General features: G+C 62.2%; 14 protein-coding genes. 1 reads left to right on the forward strand and 13 read right to left on the reverse strand.

The window, feature by feature from the left end; translation table 11 throughout:
* Positions 1 to 38: 38 nt before the first annotated feature.
* A complete protein-coding gene (locus ACQ4W4_RS02035) occupies positions 39 to 1,253 on the forward strand; it encodes an MFS transporter (protein WP_436540584.1) in 1,215 nt (404 codons plus the stop codon).
* A 3-nt stretch (positions 1,254 to 1,256) separates the two neighbouring features.
* Here the strand turns inward: ACQ4W4_RS02035 and ACQ4W4_RS02040 are convergent, their stop codons facing one another.
* From ACQ4W4_RS02040 to nuoI, 13 genes are all read right to left on the reverse strand, one after another.
* Positions 1,257 to 1,559: a hypothetical protein gene (locus tag ACQ4W4_RS02040; RefSeq protein ID WP_436540585.1), complete on the reverse strand. Its 303-nt coding sequence runs from the start codon at positions 1,557 to 1,559 to the stop codon at positions 1,257 to 1,259.
* A 57-nt stretch (positions 1,560 to 1,616) separates the two neighbouring features.
* Positions 1,617 to 2,780, reverse strand: a complete 1,164-nt coding sequence (locus tag ACQ4W4_RS02045) for a PQQ-dependent sugar dehydrogenase (RefSeq protein ID WP_436540586.1) — start codon at positions 2,778 to 2,780, stop codon at positions 1,617 to 1,619.
* Between the two features lie 37 nt (positions 2,781 to 2,817).
* Complete coding sequence (gene ispF, locus ACQ4W4_RS02050) at positions 2,818 to 3,318, reverse strand: 2-C-methyl-D-erythritol 2,4-cyclodiphosphate synthase (RefSeq protein ID WP_436540587.1); 501 nt, start codon at positions 3,316 to 3,318, stop codon at positions 2,818 to 2,820.
* Positions 3,319 to 3,335: 17 nt separating this feature from the next.
* Positions 3,336 to 4,049 carry a 2-C-methyl-D-erythritol 4-phosphate cytidylyltransferase gene (gene ispD / locus ACQ4W4_RS02055; RefSeq protein ID WP_436540588.1) on the reverse strand — a complete coding sequence of 238 codons (714 nt, stop codon included), beginning with the start codon at positions 4,047 to 4,049 and terminating at the stop codon, positions 3,336 to 3,338.
* Between the two features lie 12 nt (positions 4,050 to 4,061).
* On the reverse strand, positions 4,062 to 4,757 hold the full coding sequence (locus ACQ4W4_RS02060) for a hypothetical protein (RefSeq protein WP_436540589.1): 696 nt from the start codon (positions 4,755 to 4,757) through the stop codon (positions 4,062 to 4,064).
* An 8-nt stretch (positions 4,758 to 4,765) separates the two neighbouring features.
* Positions 4,766 to 5,323 (reverse strand): NUDIX domain-containing protein, encoded by a 558-nt coding sequence (locus ACQ4W4_RS02065; RefSeq protein WP_436540590.1) that lies wholly within the window; start codon positions 5,321 to 5,323, stop codon positions 4,766 to 4,768.
* Positions 5,324 to 5,497: 174 nt separating this feature from the next.
* Positions 5,498 to 5,821: a DUF2818 family protein gene (locus ACQ4W4_RS02070; RefSeq protein WP_436540591.1), complete on the reverse strand. Its 324-nt coding sequence runs from the start codon at positions 5,819 to 5,821 to the stop codon at positions 5,498 to 5,500.
* Between the two features lies 1 nt (position 5,822).
* Positions 5,823 to 7,325, reverse strand: a complete 1,503-nt coding sequence (nuoN, locus tag ACQ4W4_RS02075; protein WP_070224105.1) for an NADH-quinone oxidoreductase subunit NuoN — start codon at positions 7,323 to 7,325, stop codon at positions 5,823 to 5,825.
* Positions 7,326 to 7,341: 16 nt separating this feature from the next.
* Positions 7,342 to 8,841, reverse strand: coding sequence for an NADH-quinone oxidoreductase subunit M (locus ACQ4W4_RS02080; RefSeq protein WP_436540592.1), 1,500 nt, complete (start codon positions 8,839 to 8,841; stop codon positions 7,342 to 7,344).
* A gap of 29 nt (positions 8,842 to 8,870) precedes the next feature.
* Complete coding sequence (gene nuoL / locus ACQ4W4_RS02085) at positions 8,871 to 10,973, reverse strand: NADH-quinone oxidoreductase subunit L (RefSeq protein WP_436540593.1); 2,103 nt, start codon at positions 10,971 to 10,973, stop codon at positions 8,871 to 8,873.
* A 46-nt stretch (positions 10,974 to 11,019) separates the two neighbouring features.
* Complete coding sequence (gene nuoK / locus ACQ4W4_RS02090; RefSeq protein ID WP_010399724.1) at positions 11,020 to 11,328, reverse strand: NADH-quinone oxidoreductase subunit NuoK; 309 nt, start codon at positions 11,326 to 11,328, stop codon at positions 11,020 to 11,022.
* Positions 11,325 to 11,957, reverse strand: coding sequence for an NADH-quinone oxidoreductase subunit J (locus tag ACQ4W4_RS02095; RefSeq protein ID WP_070224108.1), 633 nt, complete (start codon positions 11,955 to 11,957; stop codon positions 11,325 to 11,327). The genes nuoK and ACQ4W4_RS02095 overlap by 4 nt, the downstream gene beginning before the upstream one ends.
* Positions 11,958 to 12,023: 66 nt before the next feature.
* A complete protein-coding gene (nuoI, locus tag ACQ4W4_RS02100) occupies positions 12,024 to 12,512 on the reverse strand; it encodes an NADH-quinone oxidoreductase subunit NuoI (RefSeq protein ID WP_010399726.1) in 489 nt (162 codons plus the stop codon).
* Between the last annotated feature and the right edge of the window lie 12 nt (positions 12,513 to 12,524).

Genomic DNA, 12,524 nt, shown 5'->3' on the forward strand with positions numbered 1-12,524 from the left:
CGACCGGTTAAAAACCTCCCGGCTTTTCAGGAACCCTTATGCACACACCTTCCAACGCCTCCGGCGACGATACCACCGTGGCGCCGTGGCTGGCCGTCTTATCGGTCGGCATCGGCGCCTTCGCCCTCGTCACCTCCGAATTCCTGCCCGTCGGCCTGCTGCCCGCGATGGCTGCCGAACTGGCCATCAGCAAGGGCCAGGCAGGGCTGATGATCACCACGCCGGGCATCGTTGCCGCGTTTGCCGCCATCTTCGTCACCGTCGGCTCGGGCCGGCTGGACCGCCGCATCGTGCTGCTGGCGCTCACCGCCCTGCTCGTCGCTTCGAACCTGCTGGTGGCGCTGGCGCCCTCGTATGCGTGGATACTGCTGGGCCGTGCCATGCTGGGCGTGGGCGTGGGCGGCTTCTGGGCCATCGGCAGCGCCATCGGCCCGCGCCTGGTGGCGCCGCAGCATGCGTCGCGCGCCATGTCTATCATCTTCGCCGGCGTCTCGCTGGGCACGGTGGCGGGCGTGCCGGCCGGCGCGCTGGTGGGCGAGCTGGTGGGCTGGCGGGTCGCTTTCGGCGCGGCCAGCGCCATCGCCGTGCTGGTTTTCATCGGCCAGCTGTTGCTGTTGCCCAGGTTGCCGCCGACACAGGCCATCCGCCTGCGCCAGTTGCCGATGATTTTCGGCATCCGCAAGGCCAGGCTGGGCCTGATCGCCACGGCCATGCTGTTTACGGGCCAGTTCGCCGCCTACACGTATATCGCGCCCTTCCTCACGCAGATCTCGCACCTGGCGGCCGGCACGGTGAGCGCCATGCTGCTCGTGTACGGCGCTTCCGGCTTCATCGGCAACCTCGCGGGCGGCTGGGCGGCCGGCCGCTACGAACGGGCCGCGCTGATGGTGACGGGCGCCGTGCTGGGCCTGTCCACCTTGGCCCTGGCCGCGTTCGGCAGCCATTCGATGACGGCCATGCTGCTGGTGGCCGTGTGGGGCTTCGGTTTCGGCGCCATGCCGATCGCCGTGCAGACGTGGATGTTCAAGGCGGCGCCGCACTTGATGGAAGGCAGCAGCGCACTGTTTGTCGCCATCGTGCAAGTGTCGCTGGCGTCGGGTGCGTTGTTGGGAGGCATGGCCGTCGACCGGCTGGGCGTGTCGAGCGCGATGGTGGTGGGCGGCCTGTTCGCCCTCGGCTGCGCGCTGACGATCGCGCTGTTCGGCAAGCCGCAGGCCAGCGCCAAGGCTGGCGCGGCCTGCGCAACGTCGTAGGTATCAGATGCGGCCGCGGCGGAATTCCCCAAGGAATTTCGCCACTTCGGCTGGCGTCATGAGCACATCGGCGTCGCCGTGATAGGCATACAGGAAAGGCGTGCCGCCCAGGCGGTCCGTCAGCTTGGCAAAGAGTAAAAAGCGGCTGCCCAGCGGATAGTGCTGCAGGTCGACCAGGCGGCGCGAGCACTGCACGGCCAGTTCGGGAGAGAAGGCCTGGCCCGGCACGGGGCGGATTTCCACGCGGCCATGAATCGCACGCGATTCGACGGCAACGTGCCGGTATGCATAAGTATCACGGGCCATGCCGCCACCTTGAATAAAGTAAAGGCGCCATCTTAAGCGAAGTGGGCGCCTGCCGTGTTACTGCGCCACGATGCGCAGCAGGCGGCCATTGTCTTCATCCGTCAGCGCATACAGGTAACCGTCCGGCCCCTGGCGCACGTCGCGCACGCGCGCGCCGATGTCCAGGCGGTCCTGCCCCGTCACCTTGCCGTTCGCATCGACGGCGATGCGGCGGATATCCTTGGCCGCCAGGCCGCCGCTGAAGATGCTGCCGCGCCAGGCGGCGATCTTGTCGCCCGTGTAGACGGCCAGGCCCGACGGCGCCGGCGACGGCACCCAGGCCACGCTCGGATTGAACATGCCGGGCACTTCATGCTTGCCGACGGGTTCATGCGTCTTGTAGTCGGCGCCATAGCTTTGCAGGGGCCAGCCATAGTTGCCGCCCGCCACCACCAGGTTCAGCTCGTCGCCGCCGTACGGCCCGTGTTCCGTGGCCCACACGCGGCCGGAAACAGGGTCGAGCGCCAGGCCCTGCACGTTGCGGTGCCCAACCGACCAGATTTCCGGCAAGGCCCCCTTGGCGGCCAAGGGATTACCGGGTGCCGCTTTGCCCTCGTCCGTCAGGCGCAGGATGGAACCCTGGTGCGTGGCCAGGTTTTGCGCCTGTTCGCGCGCCAGCCGGTCGCCTATGCGCAGCGGCGGATTGCCGCCATCGGCCACGCTCATCAGCAAAGTGCCGTCCGGCAGCCACAGCAGGCGCGAGCCGAAATGCTGGCCGCCGCTCTTGTCGGTCGCGACCTGGAACAGGGTCACGATGCCCGTCACCTTCTTGCCGTCGAACACGCCGCGCACGAGGGTCGTGCGGTTCGCGTCATTCGTGCCCGTCGACACTGTCATGTAGACGCGCGGGTTCGGCTTGTTGGCATCCTGCGGATGCAGCACGATATCGAGCAGGCCGCCCTGCCCGCCCGTAAACACCTTGGGCATGCCTTCCAGCGCCACGTCGGTAAAAGTCTTTCCATTCAGCAGATGCAAGGTCCCCTGCTTGCTGGTGACGAGCGCGCGGCCCTCGCCCAGCCAGGCGATGCCCCACGGCTGGCGCACGCCTTCGGCCACGGTAACGGCCTTCCACGGCTGTTTCGCGGCGGGCGGTTCGCCCGTCGCTTGCAGTTCGGCCCAGGCCGCTGGCGCGGCAGTCAAGGCCAGTGCAAGCGCGATGCTGGTACGGCGTAACTGGAACATGGCTACTCCTGTCGTTAATCGATCAATGGTGGGCGTCTCAGGCGCGCAGCAGCAGGGCCACGGCTTCGGCCGCGATACCCTCTTCGCGGCCCAGGTAGCCGAGTTTTTCATTCGTCTTGGCCTTGATATTGACCTGGCCCACACTCACGCCCAGGTCTTCGGCCACGTTGGCGCACATGGCGGCGATGTGCGGCGCCATTTTCGGGCGTTGGGCGATGATGGTGGCGTCGATATTGCCGATGATATAACCGGTCGCCTGCACGCGGCGCACGGCTTCGCGCAGCAGGGTGCGCGAATCGGCACCCTTGAATTGCGCGTCCGTGTCAGGGAAATGACGGCCGATGTCGCCCAGGGCGGCGGCGCCGAAGAGCGCGTCCGTAATCGCGTGCAGCAATACGTCGGCGTCGGAATGGCCGAGCAAGCCCAGGTGATGAGGGATCTTCACGCCGCCGATGATCAGGTCGCGGTTTTCCACCAGCGCGTGGCAGTCATAGCCCTGGCCGATGCGGAAAGGCAGTATGGGAGTCGTTGTGTTCATGCGGGTCTCTCTGGAATTCAAGGGTTGGCCAAATACAGCTCGGCCGTGTGTATGTCGCGCGGCAAGGTCACCTTCAGGTTGCGCGGGTGACCCTCGACCAGTTTCGGCGCCAGGCCCAGCGCCTCGACGGCGCTGGCGTCGTCGGTAATCGCTTGCGGGTCGGGCGCTTCGGACAAGGCCCGGTGCAGCAAGGCATAGCTGAACATCTGCGGCGTCTGCGCCAGCCACAGATGGTCGCGCGGCACCGTCTGCGCTGACACATTGGCCGGCCCGGCCCGCTTGACGGTATCGACCACCGGCAAGGCCAGCAAGCCGCCGGCCGGGTGGTCGCCCACGTCCATGATCAGTTTTGCGATCAGCGCCGGCGTCAGGCCCGGACGCGCCGCGTCGTGCACCAGCACCTGGTCGTGGGCGGCGATGCTGCCGTGCAGCGCCTGCAAGCCGTTCAGGATGCTGTCCATGCGCGTGGCGCCGCCGCAGCGCAGCACCGTGACGCCATACCCCGTACCCTGCTCCGGCACGACGGCGTCGATCTGGCCATCCTCGGCGCTGACGACGACATAGGTGTGCGCGATCAGGGGGCTGGCGAGAAAGGCGTCGAGCGCGTGGCGCAGCATGGGTTTGCCGGCGATGGCCAGATATTGCTTGGGACTGCCCGCCTCCATGCGCGCGCCCACGCCGGCGGCGGGGATCAACGCAAAGTAACGGACGGTGTTCGGTGCTGCTGTCATGCCATTCCTTGTCTAGTTGGCGGGCGCTGTCTTGCCCGCCAGGATGTTCTGGATCTCGCCCTTGCACGCCTTGCCCAGGCGCGCATATTCTTGCGGAGAATCGATGGCGGCCTGCAAGGTTTCCACCTTGCGCATTTCCGCCTTGATGTACGGCAACCAGCCCGTGTCGATCTCGCGCGCCAGCGCCGCCTTGGCCGTGCCGCTGGGCGCGTACAGGGGCCGCGCCTCGAAGCGCCTGGCCAGTGCGGCGCGCACGGTCTTTTCCACGCGCGGCAAGTGGTCCATATAGGTTTTCATGTGCCGCAGCTCGTGCGCGAGTATCTCATCATACGCGCAAGTGCCAGGGGCAAACTCGCGGCCGATATAGATCACCACGGGCGCATATGTGAGGCTCACGGTAATCTGCGGCGCCACGCATTCGTAGCCGCTGGCCGGGTCTTGCAGCATGGGGCCGGCCAGGGCGATGGCCACGCGCGATTCCGTCTTCGTCAGGCCCAGCACCCAGGTGTTGGCGCGCGCCGTGCCCTTCATCACCGTCAGGGCCTTGTACGGCAGATGCGTGTCGATGCTGTAGCCGTTCTGCTGCGCCGTCAGCACGGACACCGTCTTGCTGATCGTGTCTTCGCAGCGCACCTGGAACGGCGTGCGCGCTGCCGCCTGCGCGTCCAGGGCGCCGCCGGCCAGCAGCAGGAGGAGAGCCGCGCGCATGTGCGGAATCAGGCCGGCAGCCAGGCGCCGCTGGTGATCTTGTCGAGCCAGAAGATGCCGATGACGGTTTTCACGTCCGTAATGGTGCCATCCTTGACCCAGTCGAGCAGCTGCGGCACGGTGGCCGTAAACGTTTCGAGGAATTCGCCCTCGTCGAGCTGGCGTTCGCCGGCCACGAGTCCCCGCGCCAGAAACAGCTCCAGGTGCTCGTCGGAATAGGCGATGGCGTTGTGGATGGTGGACACGAATTGCCAGTCGCTGGCCGTGTAGCCCGTCTCTTCCAGCAGTTCGCGCTGGGCACACGCCAGGTGGGACTCGCCCGCATCGATTTTACCAGCAGGAAATTCGATGAAGACCCGGTCCAGCGGATAGCGGTACTGGCGTTCCATCAGCACCGTGCCGTCGTCGAGCAGCGGCAGGATCACGACGGCGCCCGGATGCAGAATGAATTCGCGCGCCGTGATCTTGCCGTCAGGCAGAGCAACGCGGTCGCGCTGCACGCGCAGGAAGCCGCCCTGGTAGACGAGCTCGCCGTCGACCTTGGTTTCAATCAGATTCGTATCCATGGAATTCCTTTATTCAATAAAAAACGGCGCCAGAGGCGCCGCTTTCGGAGGGGAGGAACACTGACAAAACCGTAGCGAGCGGCAGTGATTTGTGGCTGAGAAGCGGAACTGTGCCTGAGCACAGTGAGCATCGCAGGCCGCAAAGCGCGACGCGCAGTAGGTTTGGTCAGCGTTCTAGCGCCGCTTGCGCAGGTAGCGTGTGACAAAGCCGGGGAAAGCCAGCACGAGGAACAGGCAGCCGGTGATGGCGTAGAACTCCCACGTCTGCGGGAAAGCGTTGCCGATGCGCGCTTCGAGCGCGAACGCCACGGCGCCGACGATGAAGTACAGAATCACCATCTCCAGCAGGCGCAGCGCGAGCGGCTTGCGCCAGCCCTGCTCCGCCTGCGCCGCTTTTTTCAGCGGCACGGCGGCGAACAGTTTCTCGTTCAGGAAAGGCAGGTTGGCGCCCAGGATGCCCAGGGCGATCACCAGCCAGCTCGAGGCCGCGACGTCCATCTTACGACGCCAGCGTCTTGGTGATGGCGGTCGCGCAGGCAGCCAGGATGCTGTTCGGCATCACGCCCAGCGCCAGGACGAACACACCGTTCAGGGCCAGCACGACGCGCATGTCGCCATGCACGACCAGCGCGTTGCTGTCGGTCGGCTCGTCGAACCACATCATCTTCACGACGCGCAGGTAGTAGAAGGCGCCGATCAGCGAGAACAGCACGGCGGCGATGGTCAGCCACAGCTGGCCCGTCGCCAATACCGAAGCGAGCACCGAGTACTTGGCCATGAAGCCCATCAGCGGCGGCACGCCGGCCAGCGAGAACATGAACAGCGTCATCACCAGCGCGAAGATCGGGCTGCGTTTGCCCAGGCCCTTGAAGTCGGCCAATTCTTCTGCTTCGAAACCATTACGTGCCAACAACATGATCACGCCGAAGGTACCCAGGGTGGTGAACACGTAGGTGATGACGTAGTACATCGAGGCGCCGTAGGCGGTGGCTGCGCCAGCCGCGTTCAGGGTGTTGTTCGGTGCATCCACGGTGCCCGACAGCAGGCCCAGCAGCACGAAGCCCATTTGCGCGATGGTCGAGTACGCCAACATGCGCTTCAAATTGGTTTGCGCGATGGCGGTGAAGTTACCGATGGCCAGCGACATCACGGCCAGCACCAGCAGCATTTGCTGCCAGTCATGCGCCATCGGCAGCAAGCCTTCGGCCAGCAAGCGCAGGGTGATGGCGAAGGCGGCCAGTTTCGGCGCCGCGCCCAGCAGCAGGGTCACGGCCGTCGGCGAACCTTGATACACGTCAGGCACCCACATGTGGAATGGCACGACGCCCAGTTTGAAGGCCAGGCCGGCAACGAGGAACACCAGGCCGAAGACCATGATGGTGCCGTTGGTCTTGCCGTTTTCCAGCGCCACGCGCAGTTCGCCCAGGTCCAGGGTGCCGGACGCGCCGTACAGCATCGAGATACCGTACAACATGAAACCGGAAGCCAGCGCGCCCAGGATGAAGTATTTCATGGCCGCTTCCGTGGCCTTGGCATTGTCACGGCGCAAGGCGATCAGCGCGTACAGCGACAGCGACATCAGTTCCAGACCCAGGTAGATGATCAGGAAGTTGTTGGCCGAGATCATGATCATCTGGCCCAGCAGTGCAAACAGGGCCAGCACGTAGAACTCGCCGCCCAGGTTGCCCGACAGCATGCTGCGGTCGGTGGCATAGGCACGCGAGTAGATCAGGGTCAGCGCCACGGCGCCGTACGAGAACAGTTTCAGCAGCTGCGACATCGGGTCCGACACGAACATATTGTGGAACGTGTAGACCGTGGTGCCCGCGTTGAAGTCGCCCACGGTCAGCAAGGCGCAGCCTGCCAGAGTCAGCAAGGACAGCGCATAGGTGATCGAACGCTTCGCCGCAGGCAAGAACATATCGATCAGCAAGAGCGCCGACGTGGCGATCAGCAGAAAGATTTCCGCGTACAGCGGTACCAGATTAGGTGCATTAGTCATGTTATCGGTCTTCTATTTAAGGCAACTTGCTGATGGCGACATGCTGCAGCAGGTCGGCAACCGAAGTTTGCATCGTGTCGGTGAATGGGGCTGGGTACAGACCCATCACGAGCACGGCGATGGCCAGCACAGCAAGCATGAAAAATTCACGTTTGTTGATGTCGGTCAATTCGGCCACGTGCTTGTTCTTGATCTTGCCGAACACCACGCGCTTGGCCATCCACAGCGAGTACGCCGCGCCCCAGATCAGTGCCGTTGCAGCCAGCAGACCGATCCAGAAGTTGTATTTCACCGCACCGAGGATCACCATGAACTCGCCGACGAAGCCGGACGTCGCTGGCAGACCGCAGTTGGCCATCGAGAACAGCACGAAGAAGGCGGCAAATTTCGGCATGCGGTTCACGACGCCGCCGTAGTCGGCGATGTTGCGGGTATGCATGCGGTCATACAGCACGCCGATGCACAGGAACATGGCGCCGGAGATGAAGCCGTGCGAGACCATCTGCACGATACCGCCCTGCACCGAGATGTCGTTGAACATGAAGAAGCCCAGGGTGACGAAGCCCATGTGCGCGATCGACGAATAGGCGACCAGTTTTTTCATGTCGGTTTGCACCAGGGCAACCAGACCGATGTAGATGACGGCGATCAGCGACAAGGCGATCATGAAGCCCGACAGGTAGTGGCTGGCGTCCGGCGTGATCGGCAGCGAAAAACGCAGGAAGCCGTAGGCGCCCAGTTTCAGCATGATGGCGGCCAGCACGGCGGAACCGCCAGTTGGCGCTTCCACGTGGACGTCCGGCAGCCAGGTGTGGACGGGGAACATCGGCACTTTGACGGCAAACGCCATCAGGAAGGCCAGGAAGATGAAGATCTGCTCGTTCATCGTCAGCTTGAACGCGTGCCAGGCCAGGATGTCGAAGGTGCCCGACACATTGCGCAGGTAGATGATGGCAACGAGGGTCAGCAGCGAACCGAAGAAGGTGTACAGGAAGAACTTGAACGACGCGTACACGCGGTTCGAACCGCCCCAGATACCGATGATGATGAACATCGGGATCAGGGTGGCTTCAAAGAAGAAGTAGAACAGCAAGCCGTCCAGCGCGCAGAACACGCCGATCATCAGGCCCGACAGGATCAGGAACGAGCCCATGTACTGGGCGATGCGCTTCTCGATCACTTGCCAAGCCGAAATGACGACGATGACGGTGATGAAGGCTGTCAGCGGCACGAACCACAGCGACAGGCCGTCGATACCCAGCGAGTACCAGATATTGAAGGTGGCTATCCACGGTGCTTTTTCGACGAATTGCATGCCGTGCGCGGCGTTGTCGAAATGCTGGATCAGGGGCCAGGTGCACAGCATGCTGAGCACCGCGCCGGCCAGCGACAGCCAGCGGGTAAAGCCCGCTTTGCTGTCACGGCCGAGAGCCAGGACCAGGACGCCGCAAATGATCGGCACCCAGATCGACAGACTCAGGTAAGGAGGTAGTGTAGAAATCGTAGACTGCATCATGGTTCTCAGTATTCTTTTATCAGGTCAGCTTACTTAGCGGGCCAGAATGGCAGGAAATAGATCAGGAAGCCCAGCACGCCCAGGATCATCACGAATGCATAGTGATAGATGTAGCCGGTCTGCAGCACTCGCGACAGCGAGGACAGCCAGGCGACGACCTTGGCGCTACCGTTGACCAGCAGGCCATCGATCAGCTTCTTGTCACCGAAGTTCCACAGGCCATTACCCAGCAAGCGGGCACCGCCGGCGAACACGACTTCATTGAACTTGTCCATGTAGTACTTGTTGTCCAGCAGGGTGTGGATCGCGTGGAACTTGGCAAAGAACCAGGCCGGTACGCGCGGGTTGACCATGTAGCAGTAGTAGGCTGCCACCACGCCGGACAATGCCAGCCAGAACGGTGCAGTCGACAGGCCGTGGATCGCCATCGCCATTGCGCCGTGGAATTCATGCGACAACTCTTCCATTGCCGGATGGTTTTCGCCGACGAAGATCACGCCCTTGAAGAAATCGCCATGCAGCATCGGGCCGATCGTCAGGTAACCGATGATCAGGGAAGGGATCGCCAGCATCACCAGCGGGAACCACACGACGAACGGCGATTCATGCGGCTTCTGGCCAGGTTCCAGACCGTGGTGGCCGTGGTCGTCTTCCTCTTCTTCGTGACCATGGTCGTCATGTGCATCGCCGTGCGCGCCATGGGCCGCTTTCGGTGCGTGATGGTCATCGTGACCGTGCGCATGCGTCTGGCCGAAACGTTCCTTGCCGTGGAAGACGAGGAAATACATGCGGAACGAGTAGAAGGCGGTGACGAACACGCCGGCCAGCACGGCGAACTGGGCAAAGCCAGCGCCCCAGATGTGCGTCGCTTCGACGGCTTCGATGATGCTGTCTTTCGAGTAGAAACCGGAGAACAGCGGCGTACCGATCAGGGCCAGCGAACCGACCAGCGACGTGATCCAGGTGATCGGCATGTACTTGCGCAGGCCGCCCATGTTGCGGATGTCCTGGTCGTGGTGCATGCCGATGATGACGGAACCGGCGCCCAGGAACAGCAGTGCCTTGAAGAATGCGTGCGTCATCAGGTGGAACACGGCCACGGAGTACGCGGACGAACCGAGCGCCACGGTCATGTAGCCGAGCTGCGACAGGGTCGAGTAAGCGACGACGCGCTTGATGTCGTTCTGGATGATGCCCAGGAAGCCCATGAACAGCGCCGTGATTGAACCGATCACCAGGATGAAGGACAGTGCCGTGTCGGACAGTTCGAACAGCGGCGACATGCGCGAGACCATGAAGATACCGGCCGTCACCATCGTCGCGGCGTGGATCAGTGCCGAGATCGGGGTAGGACCTTCCATCGAATCAGGCAGCCACACGTGCAGCGGGAACTGCGCCGACTTGCCCATCGCGCCGATGAACAGGCAGATGCAGGCAACGGTCAGCAGGGCCCAGTCGGTACCCGGCATCGTCAGCAGCGCCAGTTCGTCTTTCTTGGCAAATACTTCCTGGTAATTCATGGTGCCGGCGAACCCCAGCAGCAGGCCGATGCCCAGGATGAAGCCGAAGTCGCCCACGCGGTTGACGAGGAAAGCCTTCATGTTGGCCACGATGGCCGTCGGACGCTGGTACCAGAAACCGATCAAGAGGTAGGAGACCAGGCCCACTGCTTCCCAGCCGAAGAACAGCTGCAGGAAGTTGTTGGCCATGACCAGCATCAGCATCGAGAACGTGAACAGCGAGATGTAGGCGAAGAAGCGGTTATAGCCTTCGTCATCCTTCATGTAGCCGATCGTGTAGATGTGCACCATCAGGGAGACGAAGGTGACCACGCACATCATCATCGCCGACAGCGAATCGATCTGGAAGCCCACTTCCATCTTCAGGGTGCCGATCGTCATCCAGTTATAGATCGTGCCATTGAATGTCGCGCCATCCATCACTGCCAGCAGTGTCTGCACGGACAGGATGAACGCAATCAGTACGCCCAGGATCGTCGCGGTATGCGACGTCTTGCGTCCGACCAAATTACCCAGGAACTGGGTGCCAAGCAAGCCTGCAATCGCGGCACCGGCCAGCGGCGCCAGCGGTACGGCAAGAAGGAGGTTAGGGTTGAGGAGTTGCCCCGCCATGATGAACCTTAATCGTTATTATTCGAGAGATCGAGTCTGAAAAACATCAGCCTTTGAGGCTGTCCAGGTCTTCGACGTTGATGGTATCCAGATTACGGAACATCACCACCAGAATAGCCAGACCGATAGCCGACTCAGCGGCGGCAACCGTCAGGATGAAGAAAACGAAGATCTGACCGGCCGCGTCGCCCATGAAATGGGAGAACGCGATGAAATTCATATTCACCGCCAGCAGCATCAATTCGATTGCCATCAGCAATACGATGATGTTCTTGCGGTTCAGGAAAATACCGACGATCGAGATTGCGAACAGGATCGCGCCCAGGACCAGAAAATGTGTGAGCGATAATGTCATGGTGCCTCCTTAACTTCCGGCTCAGCCGCAGGACGCTCGACGACCGCGTCCATCTTGATGATCTTCAGGCGGTCGTTGCGCTTGACGCGCACGGCATCGCCTGGAGCAAAGTGCTTGGTGTCCTTGCGTTTGCGCAGGGTCAGTGCAACCGCGGCAACGATGGCCACCAGCAGCACGACGGCGGCGATCTCGAAGGCGAACACGTATTTCGTGTAGATCAGCAGGCCAAGTTCCTTGGTGCCGCCCAGGTTGACGTTCACCGGAGCGACGCTAGGCGCAAAGTTGCGGAAACCGTGCCACAGGACGGCGGCCATTTCCAGCACGATGATCACGCCCACCGTCACGGACAATGGCAGGTAGCCCCAGAAACCTTCGCGCATGCGGTCGATATTGATATCGAGCATCATGACCACGAAGAGGAACAGCACCATCACGGCGCCGACATACACCAACACCAGCACGATGGCCAGGAATTCAGCTTGCAGCAGCATCCAGATGCCCGCTGCGGAAAAGAAGGACAGTACCAGGAACAGTACTGCGTGGACCGGATTACGGGCCGTGATGACGCGCGTCGCTGCCAGAATCAAGATCAGCGCGAAGGCGTAAAACAAAATTGTTTTAAAGTCCATAAAAAACCCAATAGACGTACAGATGAACGAGGGGCGCGCCGCAGCTTTGGGGCTGCGGCGCATCCATCAGCGATAAGGTGCGTCGGCGGCGCGCGCAGCGGCGATGTCATTTTCATAACGATCACCCACGGCCAGCAACATCTCTTTCGTGTAATACAAATCCCCGCGTTTCTCGCCGTGGTATTCCAGGATTTGCGTCTCGACGATCGAATCGACCGGGCAGGACTCTTCGCAGAAACCGCAGAAGATGCACTTGGTCAAGTCGATATCGTAACGCGTGGTGCGGCGCGAGCCGTCGTCACGCTGTTCCGATTCGATCGTGATGGCCATCGCCGGGCAAACCGCTTCGCACAGTTTGCAGGCGATGCAACGTTCCTCGCCGTTCGGGTAGCGGCGCAGCGCGTGCAAGCCACGGAAACGCGGCGAGATCGGTGTCTTCTCTTCCGGGAATTGCACCGTGATCTTGCGCGAAAACATGTACTTGCCTGTCAACGCCATGCCCTTGATCAGCTCGCCTAACAAGAGGCTGCTGAAGAAATCTTTTACCTTATCCATTCGTATGCACTC

Source organism: Janthinobacterium glycogeni (genome assembly GCF_051380725.1).
Taxonomy (GTDB): domain Bacteria; phylum Pseudomonadota; class Gammaproteobacteria; order Burkholderiales; family Burkholderiaceae_D; genus Janthinobacterium.

What these genes read in the sequence shown, in the direction of transcription:
- ispD (WP_436540588.1), bottom strand. Translation starts at nt 4,049, where the DNA reads ATGACAGCAGCACCGAACACCGTCCGTTACTTTGCGTTGATCCCCGCC.
- nuoL (WP_436540593.1), bottom strand. Translation starts at nt 10,973, where the DNA reads ATGGCGGGGCAACTCCTCAACCCTAACCTCCTTCTTGCCGTACCGCTG.
- ispF (WP_436540587.1), bottom strand. Translation starts at nt 3,318, where the DNA reads ATGAACACAACGACTCCCATACTGCCTTTCCGCATCGGCCAGGGCTAT.
- nuoK (WP_010399724.1), bottom strand. Translation starts at nt 11,328, where the DNA reads ATGACATTATCGCTCACACATTTTCTGGTCCTGGGCGCGATCCTGTTC.
- ACQ4W4_RS02060 (WP_436540589.1), bottom strand. Translation starts at nt 4,757, where the DNA reads ATGCGCGCGGCTCTCCTCCTGCTGCTGGCCGGCGGCGCCCTGGACGCG.
- nuoI (WP_010399726.1), bottom strand. Translation starts at nt 12,512, where the DNA reads ATGGATAAGGTAAAAGATTTCTTCAGCAGCCTCTTGTTAGGCGAGCTG.
- ACQ4W4_RS02095 (WP_070224108.1), bottom strand. Translation starts at nt 11,957, where the DNA reads ATGGACTTTAAAACAATTTTGTTTTACGCCTTCGCGCTGATCTTGATT.
- ACQ4W4_RS02040 (WP_436540585.1), bottom strand. Translation starts at nt 1,559, where the DNA reads ATGGCCCGTGATACTTATGCATACCGGCACGTTGCCGTCGAATCGCGT.
- ACQ4W4_RS02035 (WP_436540584.1), top strand. Translation starts at nt 39, where the DNA reads ATGCACACACCTTCCAACGCCTCCGGCGACGATACCACCGTGGCGCCG.
- ACQ4W4_RS02045 (WP_436540586.1), bottom strand. Translation starts at nt 2,780, where the DNA reads ATGTTCCAGTTACGCCGTACCAGCATCGCGCTTGCACTGGCCTTGACT.
- ACQ4W4_RS02070 (WP_436540591.1), bottom strand. Translation starts at nt 5,821, where the DNA reads ATGGACGTCGCGGCCTCGAGCTGGCTGGTGATCGCCCTGGGCATCCTG.
- ACQ4W4_RS02065 (WP_436540590.1), bottom strand. Translation starts at nt 5,323, where the DNA reads ATGGATACGAATCTGATTGAAACCAAGGTCGACGGCGAGCTCGTCTAC.
- nuoN (WP_070224105.1), bottom strand. Translation starts at nt 7,325, where the DNA reads ATGACTAATGCACCTAATCTGGTACCGCTGTACGCGGAAATCTTTCTG.
- ACQ4W4_RS02080 (WP_436540592.1), bottom strand. Translation starts at nt 8,841, where the DNA reads ATGATGCAGTCTACGATTTCTACACTACCTCCTTACCTGAGTCTGTCG.